Annotated in this window: 12 protein-coding genes; all 12 read left to right on the forward strand. The window is 41.9% G+C overall.

The window, feature by feature from the left end; translation table 11 throughout:
• Nucleotides 1-6: 6 nt before the first annotated feature.
• The 12 genes from BUE31_RS03800 to BUE31_RS03855 all read left to right on the forward strand — a co-directional run bounded on the left by BUE31_RS03800 (nucleotide 7) and on the right by BUE31_RS03855 (nucleotide 16466).
• On the forward strand, nucleotides 7-3249 hold the full coding sequence (locus BUE31_RS03800) for an efflux RND transporter permease subunit (protein ID WP_200801854.1): 3243 nt from the start codon (nucleotides 7-9) through the stop codon (nucleotides 3247-3249).
• A 1-nt stretch (nucleotide 3250) separates the two neighbouring features.
• Nucleotides 3251-4333: an efflux RND transporter periplasmic adaptor subunit gene (locus BUE31_RS03805; protein WP_073400408.1), complete on the forward strand. Its 1083-nt coding sequence runs from the start codon at nucleotides 3251-3253 to the stop codon at nucleotides 4331-4333.
• 354 nt (nucleotides 4334-4687) lie between these two features.
• Nucleotides 4688-5821, forward strand: coding sequence for a porin (locus tag BUE31_RS03810; RefSeq protein WP_073400410.1), 1134 nt, complete (start codon nucleotides 4688-4690; stop codon nucleotides 5819-5821).
• A gap of 11 nt (nucleotides 5822-5832) precedes the next feature.
• Nucleotides 5833-6810: a PstS family phosphate ABC transporter substrate-binding protein gene (locus BUE31_RS03815; protein ID WP_073400412.1), complete on the forward strand. Its 978-nt coding sequence runs from the start codon at nucleotides 5833-5835 to the stop codon at nucleotides 6808-6810.
• A 103-nt stretch (nucleotides 6811-6913) separates the two neighbouring features.
• Nucleotides 6914-7807 (forward strand): phosphate ABC transporter permease subunit PstC, encoded by an 894-nt coding sequence (pstC, locus tag BUE31_RS03820; RefSeq protein WP_073400414.1) that lies wholly within the window; start codon nucleotides 6914-6916, stop codon nucleotides 7805-7807.
• The gene (locus BUE31_RS03825) at nucleotides 7804-8649 is read left to right on the forward strand and encodes a PstA family ABC transporter permease (RefSeq protein WP_073400416.1); all 846 of its coding nucleotides are present in this window, start codon (nucleotides 7804-7806) and stop codon (nucleotides 8647-8649) included. The genes pstC and BUE31_RS03825 overlap by 4 nt, the downstream gene beginning before the upstream one ends.
• A complete protein-coding gene (locus tag BUE31_RS03830; RefSeq protein ID WP_073400418.1) occupies nucleotides 8650-9411 on the forward strand; it encodes a phosphate ABC transporter ATP-binding protein in 762 nt (253 codons plus the stop codon).
• 476 nt (nucleotides 9412-9887) lie between these two features.
• Entirely contained in the window at nucleotides 9888-10967 is a 1080-nt protein-coding gene (gene proB / locus BUE31_RS03835) for a glutamate 5-kinase (RefSeq protein ID WP_073400420.1), read from the forward strand.
• Entirely contained in the window at nucleotides 10961-12208 is a 1248-nt protein-coding gene (locus tag BUE31_RS03840) for a glutamate-5-semialdehyde dehydrogenase (RefSeq protein WP_073400421.1), read from the forward strand. Before proB ends, BUE31_RS03840 begins: the two co-directional genes overlap by 7 nt.
• Before the next feature lie 73 nt (nucleotides 12209-12281).
• Nucleotides 12282-13370, forward strand: a complete 1089-nt coding sequence (gene mnmA, locus BUE31_RS03845; protein WP_073400422.1) for a tRNA 2-thiouridine(34) synthase MnmA — start codon at nucleotides 12282-12284, stop codon at nucleotides 13368-13370.
• A gap of 199 nt (nucleotides 13371-13569) precedes the next feature.
• A complete protein-coding gene (topA, locus tag BUE31_RS03850; RefSeq protein WP_073400423.1) occupies nucleotides 13570-15963 on the forward strand; it encodes a type I DNA topoisomerase in 2394 nt (797 codons plus the stop codon).
• Nucleotides 15964-16061: 98 nt separating this feature from the next.
• Nucleotides 16062-16466, forward strand: coding sequence for a hypothetical protein (locus BUE31_RS03855; protein WP_073400424.1), 405 nt, complete (start codon nucleotides 16062-16064; stop codon nucleotides 16464-16466).
• Nucleotides 16467-16515: the final 49 nt, after the last annotated feature.

Raw genomic sequence — 16515 nt, forward strand, 5'->3', positions numbered from 1 at the left:
TCAGCTATGTCAATGGTCACATCCGCACTGAAAAGGCCCATCACCGTTGTGGTGATAACCCTGAGCCTTTTAATATTTGCAGTGCTCAGTGCAATAAATATACCCATAGATATATTTCCGCAGTTAAACCTGCCAACTATCTATGTAATAGAATCATATGGCGGCATGTCGCCTCAGCAAATGGAGGGCTTTTTCTCCACCCGTTTGCAGGATCAGTTTTTATATGTAAACGGGATTAAAAATATCAGCAGTAAAAATATCCAGGGACTAACGCTTATAAAGCTCTCATTTTACGAAAGCACCAATATGGCCGAAGCTTCTGCTGAAGTTGCGCTACAGGTAAACCGGGCGCAAAGTTTTTTCCCGCCCGGCGCTTTGCCTCCTCAGGTTATTCGTTTTGATGCTTCATCACTGCCTGTAGGCGAATTGGTGATGGATAGCAAAAGCGAAAGTCTTAAAGACATTTACGATATGGCTGCCACTAAGATCAGGCCCATGTTTGCCACTATCCCGGGTTTATCTGCCCCGCCCCCATTTGGCTCTAATGCAAGGTCGATCATACTGAGTGTTGACCCTAATAAGCTGCGGAGCTTTAACCTTACGCCAGATGAAGTGGTTGATGCGCTTTCAAAATTCAATGTCATGTCGCCGTCAGGTAACCTGAGGCTTGGCGACCAGATGTATTTAACCACCATGAATTCGCTGATAAAAAACGCAGATAATTTTGGCAACATCCCGGTAATAACAAAAAATGGTGTTCCGGTTTATGTTAAGGATATAGCCAGGGTTACAGATGCCGCAGATATTACAGTTGACTATGCCCTGATAAATGGCAAGCGCTCGGTTTATATCCCGGTTGTTAAAACAGCTGATGCTTCAACCTGGACCGTAGTGCAGGATTTGAAAAGCAAACTGCCAGAAATGCAAAATCTGCTGCCGGATAATGTAAAGATCTCATACGAGTTTGACCAATCTGTATTCGTAGTAAATGCGGTAAAAAGCTTAATGACCGAGGGCGGTTTAGGTGCCCTGCTCACTGGTCTGATGGTACTCCTGTTTTTACGCGATTGGCGCAGCAGCCTTATTGTAGTGATCACCATCCCGGTATCTATTTTAATTGGCGTGTTATTACTCAGTCTCTTTGGGCAAACCATAAACATTATGACGCTAAGCGGCCTGGCTTTGGCTATAGGTATTTTAGTAGACCAGGCGACGGTAACCATAGAAAATATTCACCAGCATTTGGAAATGGGCAAATCAAAACGGCTGGCTATTTATGATGCCTGCGAGGAAATTGCCTTTCCGCTGCTGCTGATATTATTATGTATCCTGGCGGTGTTTGCACCATCCTTCCTGATGAACGGTGTTCCTAAAGCCATGTTTTTGCCATTGTCGATGGCTATTGGGTTAACCATGATCGTATCTTACCTGATAGCGCAAACGCTTGTGCCTATAATGAGCAACTGGATGATAAAAGCTGAACGCTACCAACATTATCACCATGGCGAAGTTCATGCGCACGCAGGTGAAGCATTAAACCGGCAGGAAGAGATGCAGGTAAACAAGCATTTGGATGAAGAAGAAAAGCACCCGGAAGAGAACGACCTGTTTGAGAAGGTGAAAATGCGCTTTGTGAAGATTATTACTGTCCTGATGCCCCGCAAAAAATTATTGGTACCCATTTATTTGGTAGTAGTAATATTGCTTGCAGGGATAGGCTTTGTTGTTATTGGTAAAGATATGATGCCAAAGCTCAATAACGGCCAATTCCAGGTACGTCTTAAAGAACCCCAGGGAACCCGACTGGAACGTACCGAGGATAAATTTAAGCAGGTTTTGCAGATAATTGATAAAACGGTTGATCATCATGTAAAGATCACATCGGGTTATATAGGTTTAATCCCCAGTAGTTTTGGCAGCAGTAACCTTTATGTATTTAATACAGGTACCCATGAAGCTGTTTTGCAGGTAAATCTTGATGAAGATTACAAAGTGAATATGGATGAGCTAAAAGATGCCCTGCGTAAAAACATCGCTTACGCTATGCCAGAAATGAGCATAAGCTTTGAGCCGATTGATATGACGGAGAAGATCATGAGCCAGGGTGCATCCACCCCTATCCAGGTACAGGTGGCCGGCAAAAACATGGAGCAGATAGAAGGTTATGGCAATAAGGTATTAGCTAAATTAAAACAGATCCCCTACCTGCGGGATGTGGAGATTGACCAGCCTTTGAAATTCCCGGTGGTTGCCATTACGCTCGACAGGTTAAAGGTGTCGCAATTTGGTTTAAATATTAAGGATATTTCCCGGTCTGTTACCGCAAGTACCTCATCAAGCCGCTTTACAGAGAAAAACCTTTGGCTGGACGACAAAAACTCTTACACTTATTCGGTACAGGTGCAGATCCCTGAATATGTAATGAATACTATGGATGAGTTAAAGGAAATTCCATTGGTTAAAGGCCAAAGTAGCCCTACCCTTGCTGATGTTGCCGATTTTAAGGTAAATTATTTACCTGGCGAATATGACCGCAGCGGCCCGAGACGCTTTATAACCGTTAGTGCAAACATTTATAAAAAAGATCTGGGCACAGCCACTGCTGCCGTACAAAAAGCAGTTAAATCAATCGGTGACCCCCCTAAAGGTTTATTGGCTACTATTGGCGGTATGTCGAGCCTGTTAACAGAAACGTTGAACAGTCTGCAAAGTGGTCTTGCATTTGCTATCCTGGTTATATTTTTATTACTGGCAGCAAATTACCAGTCGTTTAAAGTATCGCTCACTGTATTATCAACAATTCCGGCTGTAATATTAGGATCAATAACCGCATTGCTGCTTACAGGTTCAACACTTAACCTGCAATCTTATATGGGGATGATCATGTCGACCGGCGTATCCGTCGCCAACGCCATACTGATAGTTACTAATGCCGAAAAATTAAGGATCGAGTATAAGGATGCGACAAAAGCAGCTATCACCAGCGCAGCTATCCGTTTAAGACCCATATTGATGACCAGCCTTGCCATGATAGCGGGGATGATCCCAATGGCATCGGGCATGGGTGAAGCGGGCGAGCAAACTGCCCCGCTTGGCCGTGCAGTAATAGGCGGTTTATTTGCCTCAACGCTTGCTGCCCTGTTTATTTTGCCAATGGTATTTGCCTGGGTACAAAACAAAACCACCTATGACGAGCCGTCACTAATGCCCGAAGAGTTAACCACAACCACACCTTTAAATATTAATTAACATGAAATACAGACCCTATTTATTAATAGCAGTTACCTGTTTTTTTGCCGCATGCACAGGCAATCAAAAACCGGTAGACATCACCAAGGAAACAAAACAGAGCGCCAATAAATATAAATTTGGAACCGTGGCAGAACAGGCATTATCCAGCTCTGCACGTTTGCCGGGGCAGCTAAACCCTTATAACGAAGTAAACCTTTTCCCCAAGGTGAATGGTTTCGTAAAAAAGCTGTTTGTTGATCGTGGTTCCATCGTTAAAAAAGGACAGCTTTTGGTTACCCTGGAAGCACCTGAAATGGAATCACAGCTGCAGGCTGCCAATTCACGCTATTTGCAGGCAAAGGAAAATGCACAAGCCAGTAAAGAAAAATACCAGCGTTTAAAAGAAGCCGCAAGCGAGCCGGGCTCAGTATCACCATTAGACATTGACAACGCCGTAGCAAAAATGAAGGCCGATGATGCAATGGCGCAAGCAGAACGTTCAAATGTTGAATCGGTAAAAACGATGCAGGGTTATTTAAATATCTATGCCCCTTTTGATGGCATGATCATTCAGCGTAATGTTTCGCCGGGTGCACTGGTTGCACCGGGAAAATCAACAGATCAGCCTATGCTGATCTTACAGGATATCAATAAGCTGCGCCTGGAAGTATTTATTCCTGAAGATTATGTTGATAAGGTTGATTTAAAACAGCCTGTTACTTTCACTTTCAATGCATTACCAGGCCAAACCCAAACAGCCAGGATCAGTCGCTCGGCCAATGCGCTGAGCACCATGCGATCTGAAGCTATTGAAATTGATGTGTTAAATAAAAACGGCAACCTTAAACCAGGCATGTATGCCGAAGTTAAGATACCGATGCTGTCGGGTGCTAAATCGTTGCTGGTTCCCAACACGGCCATTGTTCGCTCAACTGAAAAAGAATACGTTGTTAGGAATGATAATGGAAAAGCCGATTTAGTTGTGATTAAAGAAGGCCTGGTTAGTAATGATGCCACAGAAGTTTTCGGCAATTTAAAACCTAACGATAAGGTGGTGCTAAAGGCCTCAGATGAAATAAAACAGGGGGATAATCTCCAATAAATAAGTTTTATTTTATTATTTGGAACCGGCTGTTATTATTTTCAGCCGGTTTTTGTGTTATATAATAATCTATTAATCAAATACTTAAATAATAATATATAATAATTGTTAACTTTTTATGCTAATTATTTGGGAATTAAAATATTACGCTTACCTTTACACTACTAAATAGGTAGATATTATAGAATTAAACCAAAATGAAAACTTCAAATTCTTACTTGCACTCCACCATTAATGCTGCAAGTTATTGCTCTCAACCTCCGAAATCATATATGTGTTGCTGTTGATCTTTCCTCCCACAAAACACATAATCAGTATTATTTAATCCAAACTTTTCACGTTTAAACTTAACAAATGAAATTACCTTACGTAATTAGAACGGTACTCCTATTGAGTATAATTTTCAGCGCAATTGCCACAAAGGCACAGCAAAATGAAGACCTGCTGAATCTTCTTATCAAAAAAAAGGTCCTGAGCCAGCAGGAAGCTGATTCCATCAGAGCTGATGAGGCTATAAAAGAACAAGCAAAAAAAGAAAATTCAGCAAACCGGCATGGAATATCAATCGGCAGAGCATTACAGATAAGTGGATTGGTACAGGCGCGCTACCAGGGGTTTGAACAATCAAACGTTAACAACTCTTTTGACCTTCGCCGTGTGCGCCTTGATTTGCGCGGCAATATAACCGACCGTTGGTCGTATGATGTCTATACCGAATTTGGAGGTACTGGTGTAAAACTTGTTGATGCCTTTGTAGCATACACCGCCGGCGATTATTTGAAATTCTCAGCTGGCCAATTTAAAATCCCATTCTCGGTAGAAAGCTTAACATCTGACTCGCAGCTGGAGTTTTCTGACAGATCTCAAGTAGTTGAGGCCCTTGTTTCCAGGACTAAAGATGTTATTGGCAATTCCAACGGTCGTGATATCGGGATCATGGTTAACGGCAGCTTTGCAAAAATTGATGACTTCTATTTATTTGACTACTCATTAGGCGTATTTAATGGCGCTGGTTATGATGTAACTACAGATAATAACAATCACAAGGACATAAGCGGACGGTTAAGTGTTCACCCGGTTAAAAACCTCTCGGTATCAGCCGATTTTTATAACGGCCAGGGTAATTACGGAACTCCGGCTACCAATCAAAAAAGAAACCGTACCGGTGTTGATGCCCGCTATGTTTGGAAAGCGTTATCGCTAACGGCCGAATATGATAAAGGCACTGATGGTAAAATAAACAGATCAGGCTGGTATGGCCAGGCGGCTTACTTTATCCTGCCAAAGCACTTGCAGCTTGCTGCCAAATATGATACATATGATCCGACACAAACCAGCTTAACCGACCGCTCTAACTGGTACACCGGCGGCGTAAACTATTACTTTAACGACTGGACAAGGCTTACCATTGATTACACCTTGCGCCGCGAACAAACTACCCAGGTAAAAAACAACCTGCTTAACGCACAATTACAAATAGTATTTTAAATAAAACAAAAATGAAGAAAGCAATATTCAGGCAACAGGCACTTATAATAGGTGTGGTTGCATTGGTTACACTAACCACCATTTCTTCCTTTACTAAACGGGTTTCCCCTAAGCCGGTTGACGATCTGGAGGGCACCATCAGCATATCAGGCGCATTTGCCCTGTACCCTATTACGGTAAAATGGGCAGATGAATTTAAAAAGCTTCACCCCAATGTGAAATTTAACATTTCGGCAGGCGGCGCTGGCAAGGGAATAACTGATGCACTTTCAGGCCTTGTTGATATTGGTTTAGCCTCACGGGATATTGACCCCGCCGAAGTTAAAAAAGGCGCTTACACAATTTATGTAACCAAAGATGCTGTGTTGCCAACCTTTAACACCGCAAACCCGGATGCTGCCGCATTACTTGCAAAAGGAGTTAAACGCGATCAGTTCCTGAATATATTTGTTACGGGTAACATTAAGAACTGGAACCAGTTAGCTGGAAAAGTTTCAGTGCCTATCCATGTATATAATCGTTCGGATGCTGCCGGGGCTGGTGAAACCTGGGCAAAATATTTCGGTAAAAAACAGGAGGATTTGCTGGGTGTAGGAGTTTATGGCGATCCGGGGGTAGCTCAAGCTGTTAAAAAGGATGTTACAGGCATCGGCTATAACAACATTGCTTACCTGTATGATTTAAAAACCCGTAAGCAGGTTGCCGGTGTACATGCATTACCTATTGATGTAAACGGTAACGGAAAAATAGATGCGGATGAAAACTTTTATGACACCGTTGATCAATTAACTGATGCCATAGCTGCTGGTAAATATCCATCCCCACCGGCCCGTAACCTTGGCTTTTTATTTAAAGGAAAACCTAAGAAGAAAGAACTGATTGAGTTTGTAAAGTTTGTATTAACCACAGGCCAGAAAGATGTTGACGAAAACGGATACATAGCGCTTTCAAAAGCTAAGATCCAGGAGGAGCTAAAGAAGGTAAATTAGGTTGGAAGGGTTGTATACGTTGTAAAGGTTGTAAGAGTTAAAAATTACTGCCTTTATAACGTCTGCAACAACTACAACTCTTACAACCTTTACAACAACTAACATGAACTTCAGACTACTAAAAGATAAGATCCTATCCAAACTGATGCTGGTTTTTACACTGGCATCAGTTTCTTTATTAGTGATAATCGGGATTGGCTTATACTATAAATCCATCCCGATCATCCACCGGCTTTCGTGGAGCGAGCTCATCACTTCAAGCATCTGGAAACCATTAAAAGGCCTGTTTGGCTTTTTTCCGTTTATAATGGGTACGTTGTGGGTAACTGCTATAGCTATAGTTATTGCACTGCCATTATGTTTGCTTACAGCCTTATACATTGTTGAATATGCGCCAACCAGGGTAAAACGCATCCTTACACCTTTTGTTAACCTGCTATCGGGCATTCCCCCGGTTATATTTGGCGTTTGGGGTGTACTGTTCATTATTCCGCTTATTCAAATCTACATAGCACCGCACTTTGTTGAATTTTCAACCGGATATAGTGTTTTAGCCGGCGGAATTGTTTTAGCAGTGATGATCTTCCCGCTAATCGTAAGTATCATAAGCGAAGTATTGCGAACTATCCCGCAGGAATTAAAAGATGCGTCACTGTCACTTGGCGCAACAAAATGGGAAACCATAAAAAAGGTGATCCTGCGTAAAGCGTTGCCGGGCATTATTGCCGCAGCGGTATTGGCAATATCCCGCGCCTTTGGCGAAACAATAGCCGTATTAATGGTTTGCGGTAATAATGCAGCTGTACCACATTCGGTGTTTGATCCGGGGTATCCCCTCCCTGCGCTAATTGCCAATAACTATGGCGAAATGCTCTCTATTCCACTTTATGATTCGGCGCTGATGTTTGCAGCCCTGTTGCTTTTTATCATTATCCTGGTGTTTAACATTATTTCAAGGGTAATATTGGCCCGTTTAGAAAGGAGACTTGCAGCATGAAAAAAAGAAAATTTGAAGAGCTGTTTTTCAGGATCCTGATGGTGCTCGCAACTATACTGGTGGCCGGCAGCTTTTTCCTGATAGTTGGCACCGTATTTTTTAAAGGGTTTCATTACATGAATCTTGATATGATAACAAAAACCCCGGGCGGCGGCTTTTATATCGGGAAAGAAGGCGGTGTGCTCAATGCAATAGTCGGTTCCTTTTATGTGGCCGGTGGTGCAACTATACTCGGCTTACTGGTTAGTATCCCGGTAGCCATATTTATTAATTTATATATGGATGGTAAAAGGTTTTTATCAAACACCATTCGCATGGCCTTTGATGTATTATTCGGGATCCCATCCATTGTTTATGGCGCCTTTGGCTTTTTAATAATGGTTTATTTTGGCATCCGGGCTTCCCTGCTCGGCGGTATTATAGCGGTTACGCTGTTGGTGATCCCCATCTTGGTGCGAACACTTGATGAAGTGATCCGTACTGTACCCTTTGAACTTCGCGATGCCGCACTTTCCCTGGGCTCAACCCGTTGGGAAACCGCTAAAGTTGTTTTAAGACAAATAAGGCCGGGAATTTTTACTGCTATATTATTATCATTCGGCAGGGCTATTGGTGATGTCGCCTCTGTGCTGTTCACTGCAGGATTCAGTGATAATGTCCCAACCTCGTTGCATGAGCCTGCCGCTACCCTGCCCCTGGCTATTTTTTTCCAGTTGGGCAGCCCAGTTGAAGAAGTGCAGGGCCGTGGCTATGCTTCAGCACTGATATTAACCATTATTGTACTAACCATTACCATTTTATCAGATATCCTGATAAAGAAATTCTCAAAACATAAAATTTAAATGACTCAAACTCCACATATCAGCGTACAGCATTTAAATGTGCATATCGGCGCCCAGCATATTTTAAAGGATATCAATATCAATATTCCCGATAAAAAGGTAACATCAATTATCGGGCCGTCGGGCTGCGGGAAAACTACCTTATTAAAATCATTTAACCGTTTATGGGATAATACCGCTGATGTAAAAATAACCGGTAAGGTACTGGTTGATAACGAGGATATTTATGCCCCAAATGCCGAAGTAACGCATATTCGTAAAAAAATGGGATTGCTTTCACAGCGTCCTTATCCCCTGCCAATGTCTATTTATGATAATGTGGCTTATGGGCCGCGCATCCATGGCATCCGTAAAAAACAGGTGTTGGATGAGTTAGTAGAAGAACAACTAAAAGCCACCGGTTTATGGAACGAGGTTAAAGACCGTTTAAATGCTTCGGCTACGCGCTTATCCATCGGGCAGCAGCAACGCTTATGCCTTGCCCGCGGACTGGCAGTTGGACCTGAGATTATATTGGGCGATGAATCTACCTCTGCGCTTGATCCGGTTTCAACTGCAATAATCGAAGATCTTTTTATCAGCCTGAAAGAAAAATATTCTATCGTTTTGGTAACGCATATCCTCAGGCAGGCACGCAGGGTATCAGACTATATCATATTTGTTTATATGGGTAAGATCATTGAGTTTGGGCCAACTGAGGAAGTTTTATTGAACCCGAAAGAAGAGCTGACTAAAGAATATGTAAAAGGATACATAAGTTAATTCTATAAATTAACTTGCGTTTGTCAGTAGTCTTGAGATATGAAACATGTTGAAATTCAGCACATTGCGATCTTATTGCTAAAAAAACGCAAAAACAAATACGCTGATTATCAAGTAATTACAATATGTAAAAATGTTAATATATTGACAATCAAAGTGTTTCAAGGTGTTCCACCTCCGTTCCGCGGTAAAAGTGGAACGCTTTGCCGTGTGGATACACAGACTTGCGCTTCGCCTCAACGCTGTCGGAGGAGGACATGAGGTGAGATGGCCGTTTGCTTATGTCGGACTTACGGTAAATTAATGCCTTTTTAATTAAAAAACCATCAAATTTTAATTATTTATACCCAGTTATGAATAAAATAAATACAAAAGTGCAATTTATCACTGAATTACTATTGGTTTTATATTAAATCGTATTAAAACCACAACTTTTGCCATAATATAGCCGTATATTGCACCATTTATTATCATAAATGGCCTATAATTACCAAAGAATTATTATTAAGATCGGGTCGAACGTATTGACCCAAAAGGATGGTTTGCCTGATCAAAATCGCATCAATCACCTGGTTGAGCAAATTGCTAAAATAAAACGACAGGGTATTGAAGTTGTATTGGTTTCATCTGGCGCAGTAGCATCAGGAAGAAGTTTAATTACCATTTCTGAAAAATTTGATTCCATTGCCACCCGGCAACTGTTTGCTTCTATAGGCCAGGTAAAACTAATCAACACTTATGCCCAGCAGTTTGAAAAATATAATATCCTTTGCTCGCAGGTATTGGTAACAAAAGAAGATTTCAGAGACAGGCTGCATTACCTGAACATGAAAAACTGCTTGAAGATCCTCTTACAGCATCACGTTATCCCTGTGGTAAATGAAAACGATGTGGTTTCGGTCACCGAATTGATGTTTACTGATAATGATGAACTGGCGGGCTTAATCGCCTCCATGTTAAATGCGCAGGCACTTATCGTACTAACTAATGTAGATGGCATTTATGATGGCAACCCGGATACAGAAGGTGCAAAAGTAATTGAAGAGGTAAGCGGTAAACACGTTGATTTTTCAGCTTTTGTAAGTAGTGGTCGTTCACAGTTTGGTCGTGGTGGTATGATCACCAAATCAACCATGGCGCAAAAAACAGCTCAATTGGGCATTGCAGTTCATATAGCTAACGGCACAAGGGAAAATATTTTGGTTGATGTGCTCGATAACAAAGTGCCCCACACCTACTTCGTCCCAAACAGGTCAGCATCCGGGAAAAAGAAATGGATAGCTCATGCAGGCAATTTTGCTAAAGGCATAGTACAGGTTAATGAGGGTGCTAAAGCTGCCCTTACATCTGCAAAAGCGTCCAGCCTGCTTCCAGTTGGTGTAATTAATATTATATCAGGCTTTAAAAAAGGTGAAATAATTAAGCTGGTTGATGAAAACAATAAACCGATTGGTTTAGGCATTGCAGAATATGGCTCAGATAAAGCTGCGGAAATGATCGGGCAAAAAAATCAAAAAGCACTCATACATTATGATTATCTTTACTTAGAATGTTAAATCGCTATAATTCATATTTTGAAAACGCCCGTTCTGCAAGCAGAAAAAGCGCTTCCCCGGTTATCATCAACCAGGTATTGAATGATTTGGCGGATGCTGCCGTAGCCCAAACCAATTATCTATTACTGGAAAACCAAAAAGATCTTGACCTGATGGATCAAAAAGATCCAAAATATGATCGTTTAAAGCTTACGTCCGAACGGATTGCCGATATAGCCAAGGAAATAAGAAATATTGCCTTGCTGGAAAGCCCTTTGGGACAAATATTTTCGGATAAAACAATGCCTAATGGTTTGCAGATCTCTAAAGTAAGGGTTCCGCTTGGTATTGTCGGCGTTATTTACGAAGCCCGGCCAAATGTAACATTTGACGTATTTTCCCTTTGCTTTAAAACCGGGAACGTTTGTATTTTAAAGGGTGGCAGCGATGCCGACCATTCCAATAGAGCCATTATTTCTATTATTCATCAGGTTTTATCAGACCATGAAATTGATATTAATAAAGCCATATTGCTCCCTGCAGAACGTGAAGCCACTGATGCACTATTAAATGCTATTGGTTATGTTGATGTTCTAATCCCAAGGGGGAGCCAGCAATTAATTGACCATGTGCGCAATAATAGCAAAGTGCCTGTAATTGAAACAGGGGCCGGTATTGTACATACTTATTTTGATGAATTTGGTGACCTGGAAAAAGGCGCTAACATAATATTCAATGCCAAAACCCGCCGTGTAAGCGTATGTAACGCGCTGGATTGTTTAATTGTTCATTACAGCCGCTTACGTGATTTGCCAAAACTGGTGAAATTGTTAGGTGAAAAAAATGTCACGCTTTATGCAGATAAAACTGCTTTTATGATCCTCAAAGGCCATTATCCTGATGCACATCTAAGTCATGCCAGGCCTGAGCATTTTGGAACTGAATTTTTATCAATGACATTAGCGGTTAAAGTTGTTGAGAGTTTTGAAGATGCGCTTGACCATATAGCGCAATACAGCTCAAAACATAGCGAAGCCATTATATCAGAAGATGCGGAACGGGCAGAAACCTTTTTAAACCAGGTTGATGCTGCGGCTGTTTATGTAAATGCCTCTACTGCGTTTACAGATGGTGCACAATTTGGTTTAGGTGCTGAAATTGGTATAAGCACCCAAAAATTACATGCCCGTGGCCCTATGGGACTGGAAGAATTAACCAGTTACAAATGGGTTGTAAGAGGAAGCGGGCAGGTAAGGCCTTAAATTCACTACATTTTACCATATCCTGACTTACACTGTCTTAACATAAATATCAAAACGGTATCTTTGCAAAATTATGAGTAAGCACGGCAGGATCTTAGTGGCAATGAGTGGTGGAGTTGATAGTTCAGTAGCGGCAGTTATGCTGCATGAACAGGGCTATGAAGTTATTGGGCTTACCATGAAAACCTGGGACTATGCTTCATCAGGCGGAAGCTCGAAAGAAACCGGTTGCTGCAGCCTGGATAGCATTAACGACGCTCGCGCTTTAGCCGTTGGTTATGGCTTCCCCCACTATATCCTGGATATAAGAAGTGAATTTGGCGATTTTGTGATCGACAATTTTGTTGATGAATATCTTGCCGGACGTACGCCTAACCCTTGTGTTTTATGCAATACTCATATAAAATGGGAAGCGCTTTTAAAACGAGCAGATAAACTGGATTGCGAATTTATAGCAACGGGCCACTATGCTAATATCCGTTTGCAGGATAGTGGCAGGTATGTAATATCGAAGGGTAAAGACGAAAATAAAGATCAGTCGTACGTACTTTGGGGCGTATCGCAAAAAAACCTTGCCCGTACAAAATTCCCGTTGGGAAGTTTCTCAAAACCCGAGATCAGGCAGATGGCTATGGATATGGGCCAGGTTGAGCTTGCCGGTAAAAGCGAAAGCTACGAAATTTGCTTTGTGCCGGATAACGACTATAGGTCCTTTCTAAGACACAAAGTGGAAGACCTTGAAACAAGGGTTGCCGGCGGTAACTTTGTTTTAACAGACGGCACTATAGTAGGTAAACACCAGGGATATCCGTTTTATACTATAGGCCAGCGTAAAGGTTTGGGCATTGCTTTGGGGCATCCTATGTTTGTAACCAGCATTCAGCCAGAAACCAATACCGTTGTATTAGGGACCGTTGATGAACTGGAACGCAAACAGGCATGGGTTAAAAACCTCAACCTGGTTAAATACGAAACCATTACAGAACCAATTGAAGCGGTTACTAAAATAAGATATAAGGATGCGGGCACCCAAAGCACCATTGTACAAATGGGCCAGCATATGAAAGTTGATTTCCATCATTCCGTATCAGGTATCGCTCCTGGCCAGTCTGCTGTATTTTATGAAGGCAATGATTTGCTGGGCGGTGGTTTTTTGATGTGATTAGGTTGGAGAAAGTTGTAAGTGTTGTAAAAGTTGTAGTGGTTGAAATCTTCCACTTTTACAACACATTTACTTTAACAATTACAACCCTTACAGCCTCTTCAACACTTACAACAAGCATCAACTTTCCAACGCTTTAAGAAAAAACAAATTTGCGTTTCGCTTTCTTTATGTTTTATTTGCAAAAAAAACTGCTTAAATGGCTAAAAATTTACTCATAGTTGAATCTCCGGCGAAAGCCAAAACCATCGAGGGATACCTTGGCAAAGACTTTACAGTTAAGTCGAGTTATGGGCATATCCGCGATTTGGTTAAATCTGATGATGCCATTGATATTGCAAATAACTTTAAACAAAACTATGAAGTTCCTGCCGATAAGAAGCAGGTTGTCAGTGAATTAAAGAAATTGGCTAAAGAGGCAGATATGGTATGGCTTGCATCGGACGAGGACCGTGAAGGGGAAGCTATTTCCTGGCATTTGTTTGAAACATTAGGCCTAAAAGATGCTACTACTAAGCGGATCGTCTTTCATGAGATAACCAAGCCGGCCATTCTAAGAGCAATTGAAACACCAAGAAAAATAGATTATAATTTAGTAAACGCTCAACAGGCTCGCCGGGTGCTTGATAGATTAGTAGGTTTTGAACTCTCTCCTGTTTTGTGGAAAAAAGTAAAACCATCACTTTCTGCAGGCCGCGTGCAATCTGTTGCCGTTAGGTTAATAGTTGACAGGGAGCGTGAGATCAATAAATTTAAATCAGAAGCAGCCTTTAAAATAGTTGCCATTTTTGGTAAAGGCAGAGATGCATTTAAAGCTGAGCTGCCTGAACGTTATGCACAACAGGAAGATGCGGAAAAGTTTTTGCAGGATTGCCTAGGTGCCGACTTTGATGTAAAATCATTAGAAACCCGCCCCGCAAAACGTTCACCCGCCGCGCCTTTTACTACCTCAACCCTGCAGCAGGAAGCCAGCCGTAAATTAGGCTATTCAGTTTCGCGTACGATGCAGGTTGCACAAAAGCTATATGAAGCCGGGCATATCACTTATATGCGTACCGATTCGGTTAACTTGTCAGACACCGCACTAAATGCAGCTGCCGATGAAATTGTATCCGCTTATGGCGACAAATACCATCAGCACAGAACATATAAAACCAAGAGTGCCAGCGCACAAGAGGCCCACGAAGCTATCAGGCCTACTTATTTTAACAAGCATTCCATCCAGGGCGATTCAAGCGAGGTTCGCTTATATGAGCTGATCTGGAAACGTGCAATCGCTTCACAAATGAGCGAGGCGCAGTTTGAAAAAACAACCGCAAAGATCAGTATCTCAACCCGTAAGGAAGATCTGGTTGCCAACGGCGAAGTGATGAAGTTTGATGGTTTCCTAAAAGTTTACCTTGAATCGAGCGATGACGAGGAAGATAACTTGCAGGATGGTGAAAATGCAATGCTGCCGCCTTTAACAAGAGGACAACGGTTGGCTTTACAGGAAATGTCAGCCACAGAACGTTTCTCCCGTCCGCCGGCAAGATATACCGAAGCCAGTTTGGTTAAAAAATTGGAAGAGCTGGGCATTGGCAGACCATCAACCTACGCCCCTACTATCTCTACTGTTCAAAACCGTGGATATGTGGTTAAGGAAGAACGCGAAGGCAAGCAAAGGGCTTTCCGTGTTTTAACGCTTAAAGCGGATAAAATAACCAAAGACGAAAAAATTGAAAACACAGGCGCCGAACGTGGTAAACTGTTTCCTACAGACATAGGTGCTGTAGTAAATGATTTCCTGGTTCTGCACTTTAATGATATTGTAGACTTTAACTTTACGGCAAGCGTTGAAAAACAATTTGACGAAATAGCCCAGGGCCTAAAAGAATGGACCGAAATGCTCCACTCTTTTTATACGCCGTTCCATAAAGAGGTTGAAAACACCACGCAAACAGCAACCAAGGCAACCGGCGAACGCGAGTTGGGCGTACACCCGGAAAGCGGCAAAAAAATGTCAGTACGGATTGGCAGATATGGACCTTTTGTCCAGGTTGGCGAGAACGCGACCGACGAAGAGCCCGAAAAACCGCTTTATGCAAGCCTCCGCACCGGGCAGAGCATTGAAACCATAACGATTGAAGAAGCACTTGAACTATTTAAGCTGCCGAAAAAGGTTGGTTTCTTTGAAGATAAAGACATGACCGTTGCCATAGGCAAATTCGGCCCATATATAAGGCATAACAGTGCATTCGTTTCATTACCAAAAGGAATTGATCCGCTTGATGTTACGGAAGAACAGGCGATAGAGCTAATTCTTGATAAACGTAAAAGAGATGCTGAAAAGCTGATCAAGACGTTTGATGAGGACCCGACCATGAAGGTTTTAAATGGCAGATGGGGCCCTTATATCGAATTCGATAAATTAAACGTTAAGATTCCAAAAGATAAAGATCCTTTAACGCTCACATACGAGGAGTGTAAAGCCCTGGCCGATGCAACCCCGAAAGACGTCAAAAAAGGACGCTTCGGAAAAACTGCGGCAGCGGCCAAACCAGCTGCCAAAAAAGCTCCTGCTAAGAAAAAAGCGGTGGCGAAAAAAAAATAGATTAGTTGATTAGGTTGATTGAGTGAGCGGTTGATTAAGTTTTTACTTTTCAAACTCAATCAACCTAATCTAATCCGATCAACTTAATCAACCCAAAGATGATAAAAGACCTGCCCAAAAACGTAGTAAAAGATATTGCTATAGCGGTAGCGCTGGAGAAAGAGAGCGTTGAAAGTAAAATATGGTATGTTTATTTGATTAATCTTAAAAACATACCAATTGAAAATGTGCTGATCACATCAAAAGGTTATGGTGAAAAAGATGGCGTACCGGTTAAAACCTCGGTACTGCGCCATATGATCCCGGTTGTTGAAAGCAACTCCTTTAAGCTTATTGAACCCATTGATGAGCAAACCTTTGGGCTTAATAATGAATATTGGCTAAGCTATTATATCGGCAAAGATATCTACGACAAAAAATTCATCTTTTTACCCGAAAGCATTGTTGAAATGAATTTTACAAGGCTGCCTGTAATAAATAAGGTTGGGGTAATGATACTATAAATCCCAAGTTCTTACTTCCGAAATCGAACTTCCGAATTCCGAAATAAAA

The sequence above is a fragment of the Mucilaginibacter sp. OK098 genome, from assembly GCF_900142915.1.
Taxonomy (GTDB): Bacteria; Bacteroidota; Bacteroidia; order Sphingobacteriales; family Sphingobacteriaceae; genus Mucilaginibacter.

Coding starts and splice junctions, on each gene's coding strand:
- BUE31_RS03800 (WP_200801854.1), top strand. CDS start 7: ATGTCAATGGTCACATCCGCACTGAAAAGGCCCATCACCGTTGTGGTG.
- BUE31_RS03805 (WP_073400408.1), top strand. CDS start 3,251: ATGAAATACAGACCCTATTTATTAATAGCAGTTACCTGTTTTTTTGCC.
- BUE31_RS03810 (WP_073400410.1), top strand. CDS start 4,688: ATGAAATTACCTTACGTAATTAGAACGGTACTCCTATTGAGTATAATT.
- BUE31_RS03815 (WP_073400412.1), top strand. CDS start 5,833: ATGAAGAAAGCAATATTCAGGCAACAGGCACTTATAATAGGTGTGGTT.
- pstC (WP_073400414.1), top strand. CDS start 6,914: ATGAACTTCAGACTACTAAAAGATAAGATCCTATCCAAACTGATGCTG.
- BUE31_RS03825 (WP_073400416.1), top strand. CDS start 7,804: ATGAAAAAAAGAAAATTTGAAGAGCTGTTTTTCAGGATCCTGATGGTG.
- BUE31_RS03830 (WP_073400418.1), top strand. CDS start 8,650: ATGACTCAAACTCCACATATCAGCGTACAGCATTTAAATGTGCATATC.
- proB (WP_073400420.1), top strand. CDS start 9,888: ATGGCCTATAATTACCAAAGAATTATTATTAAGATCGGGTCGAACGTA.
- BUE31_RS03840 (WP_073400421.1), top strand. CDS start 10,961: ATGTTAAATCGCTATAATTCATATTTTGAAAACGCCCGTTCTGCAAGC.
- mnmA (WP_073400422.1), top strand. CDS start 12,282: ATGAGTAAGCACGGCAGGATCTTAGTGGCAATGAGTGGTGGAGTTGAT.
- topA (WP_073400423.1), top strand. CDS start 13,570: ATGGCTAAAAATTTACTCATAGTTGAATCTCCGGCGAAAGCCAAAACC.
- BUE31_RS03855 (WP_073400424.1), top strand. CDS start 16,062: ATGATAAAAGACCTGCCCAAAAACGTAGTAAAAGATATTGCTATAGCG.